The sequence below is a fragment of the Rhizobium altiplani genome (genome assembly GCF_001542405.1).
Taxonomy (GTDB): Bacteria; Pseudomonadota; Alphaproteobacteria; order Rhizobiales; family Rhizobiaceae; genus Rhizobium; species Rhizobium altiplani.
In genome coordinates this window covers 1-3,169 of record NZ_LNCD01000112.1, presented here as the reverse complement: position 1 = coordinate 3,169, position 3,169 = coordinate 1, and the positions used below count along the sequence as shown (strand labels likewise).

Sequence of the window (3,169 nt, the reverse complement as noted above, 5' to 3'; positions counted from 1 at the left end):
TTCCGCCGCACGGATACCGAACGGCTGAAACTTACCAGTGCACAACTCAATGCTGCGCGCGGCAAAACCGGCATGGTCTTCCAGAGCTTCAACCTGTTCCCGCATCGGACCGCGTTGCAAAACATCATCGAAGCCCCGGTGGTGGTGAAGCATGTGCCCCGCACTGAGGCAGAGGCACAGGCTCGCGAACTCCTTGCTCGTATGGGCCTTCCGGACGCGGGCCACAAATATCCGTCACAGCTCTCGGGTGGTCAGCAGCAGCGTGTCGCAATTGCCCGGGCTCTAGCCATGCAGCCCACCATAATGCTCTTCGACGAGCCTACCTCGGCGTTGGACCCGGAATTAGTGGGCGAGGTGCTGGCTGCAATCCGCCAGCTCGCCGCCGAAGGCATGACCATGGTCATCGTCACGCATGAGATTGGCTTGGCTTATGAGTTGGCCGATCGGGTGATCTTCATGGACCAAGGGGTCGTCGCCGCCAGTGGCGATCCGCGTGAACTACTGCTTTCTGACGCCAATCCGAGGCTAGCGGCTTTCGTCGGGCGCTTCACGGAGCAGGCCCGTCTTCTCAGTCCCCTGGTGGGTTCTACAGTCCCACCTTCATGCTGTCTGAAAACAAAGGATAACCGATAATGGCCAATGTAAACTGGGGCGGTATTTTCCCCGTTCTCGTCACTCCCTTCGGAGCCGATGGCTCCATCAATGAGACCCGCTACAAGGAACTCATCGACGAGGCTATCTCGAATGGCGCGCAAGGGGTCGTGGCGGCTGGTAGCACCGGCGAGTTCTATGCACTCACCACAACCGAACGCGCCCGCCTCTACAAATTGACCGTTGAGCATGTGGCTCGTCGCGTGCCCGTACTGGCAGGTGTTGCCGACCTCCGTGTCGAGGATGTTCTGGAAGCGTGCCAGTCGGCCGTGGCTTCGGGCTGCGCGGGTGGCATGATCCTGCCGCCGATCTACGCCATGCCGAGCCCGCGTGAAATCGTGGCCTTCTTCCAGTACATTTCCACCAACACGCCGCTGCCTCTGATGCTGTACAACAGCCCAAAACGTGCGGGGATCGACATCACGCCGGCCCTCGTGGAGCAACTCTCCGCCCTACCGACTGTGGTCGCGATCAAAGACAGCTCTGGTGTCATCACACAGGTAACCGAGCTTGTACAGCGCGTCGGTGAGAGGCTTCGTGTTTTCGTCGGCTACGAAACAATGATCGTTCCAGCTCGCGCCGTGGGTGCTCATGGGGTGGTCGCAATGGCGCATCAGATCGCCGGGCCGTTGATCCGCGACTATTGGGACAAGGCGCTGACGGGCGATAAGGCCTTGGACGATCTCGGCCGCGATGTCTTCGCCTTTTATCGGTGCTTCCAGTCAGGAGCATACTATGCGGCCATCAAAGAGACCATGAGCCAACTAGGTCGCGACGCCGGTGGCCCACGTTTGCCGTTGCTCCCGCTGGCGGAAGAACAGAAAGCGGCCATCACAAAGATTATTGCCGATGCGGGTCTTGCGCGCTGGGCTAACACGTGAGGAGAGCCAGATGCGGTCGAATCCTCTTCTCCAAAAGAAGATGCGGAATTCAAGGTGGAGCCCCCGGGAAAACGCGTCGGTTCAGATGTAGAGGTAGCCAACGGCCACAAGGCATCACGGCGGAATTGGCGACAGTGGCTGGGGCCGCGAAGGCGGAATAGAGGGTCTGGAATCCTACACTGTAAGAAAATATGTCGGCCATCTCCATTCGTAGCGGGGGATGACATAAAAGGAAAAGGAACGCGGGACATGAGCTTGGACGATTCATTTTCGGGTTGGCGACCACTTCAGCTCGCGTCTGAGGGCCCGCGTTACCTTGCTTTGGTAAATGCGCTGGAACAGGATATTGCCGATGGTCGGCTGACTGATGGCGACCGGCTGCCGGCACACCGTGATCTGGCTCGACAGCTTGGTCTTTCAGTCGGCACAGTCAGCAAAGCCTACCAGGAGGCCGAACAACGAGGCATCGTTAGCGGGCATGTGGGGCAGGGCACCTTCGTTCGGCGCCGCACGATCACCCGCTCGGAGGCTGCGGCAAGGCATGAGCCAGTTAATCTTGGTCTCAACGTACCCGCCGAGGGGAACGAGACACAGATACTGGCTGCATTATTCAGCGAGATAGCACGCGAGCGTGATCTGGGCCCGTTGCTGAGGTACCACCCTCACGCTGGCATCTCGAAACACCGCGAAGTCATCGCGGCCTCATTGTCCGATAGCAGTTTCACCGTTGAGCCGGCGCAGCTGTTCTTGTGCAACGGCGCCCAGCACGCCATCGATATTGCCCTACGTCTGATCGTAAAATCTGGTGACAGCATTCTTGTGGATGCACTGACTTATTCGGGTTTTAAAGCAATCGCTGTAGCCAGTCATCTCAACTTGGTGCCTGTGGAGATGGATAAGGAAGGATTGCGTCCTGACGCGCTGAAACAGGCTTGCCGGGAGTCCGGCGCGCGGGTGCTCTATTGCATGCCTACGCTTCAGAGCCCGACGGCGCGTACCATGAGCATTGCGCGTCGCCGCCGCATTGCCGAACTGGCCGAAGAGCTCGATCTCGCTGTCATTGAGGATGACGTCTACGGCTTTTTCTTCCCCGAACGTCCGGTGCCGATCGCCTCGTTGGCACCGGGCCGCACCTTCTATGTGACGTCCTATTCGAAATGCGTTGCGCCGGGTTTCCGGCTCGGCACATTGACTGTCCCGACAGCGTATACGGGTCAAGCCGAACTCCTTCTGCATGCCTCCGCCTGGTTTGTTGCTCCCATGATCAGCGAGGCAGCTGTGCGGCTGATTGAAAGCGGAGACTTGGAAGAACTTTTGCGTGAGAGGCGCCGGCAGGCGTTGGAGCGTTACCGGGTGTTCCTGGAGGTCTTCCCCGAAGCCTCAAAGCTTCAGTTTCCAGCCTTCTACGCGTGGTTGCCCTTGCCGCCAAAGTGGTCTCCGGATCAGTTTGCGGCTGCCGCACGAGGTTGCGGCATATTCGTGACGCCATCGATCGCCTCCGCTGTAAGTGACGGCAACCCGGGTGCAGTACGCATTTGCTTGGGTGCGCCCAAGGATCTTGTAGAACTTTCAGAAGTGCTTCAGACGTTGCGCGAGATCCTGGGTCGCCACCCTCTAAACGTCGTTTCTGTCGCGTA

Annotated in this window: 3 protein-coding genes; all 3 read left to right on the top strand. The window is 59.0% G+C overall.

The annotated features are described in order from the left end of the window. The coding region (locus AS026_RS26715) for an amino acid ABC transporter ATP-binding protein (RefSeq protein ID WP_062372989.1) at nt 1–633 on the top strand (633 nt) is incomplete at its 5' end. Next, the gene (locus tag AS026_RS26710; RefSeq protein WP_028749733.1) at nt 633–1,532 is read left to right on the top strand and encodes a dihydrodipicolinate synthase family protein; all 900 of its coding nucleotides are present in this window, start codon (nt 633–635) and stop codon (nt 1,530–1,532) included. The genes AS026_RS26715 and AS026_RS26710, both read left to right, overlap by 1 nt. 249 nt (nt 1,533–1,781) lie before the next feature. Then, on the top strand, nt 1,782–3,169 hold a 1,388-nt coding region (locus AS026_RS26705), incomplete at its 3' end, for an aminotransferase-like domain-containing protein (protein ID WP_028749621.1).

What these genes read in the sequence shown, in the direction of transcription:
- AS026_RS26710 (WP_028749733.1), top strand. Translation starts at nt 633, where the DNA reads ATGGCCAATGTAAACTGGGGCGGTATTTTCCCCGTTCTCGTCACTCCC.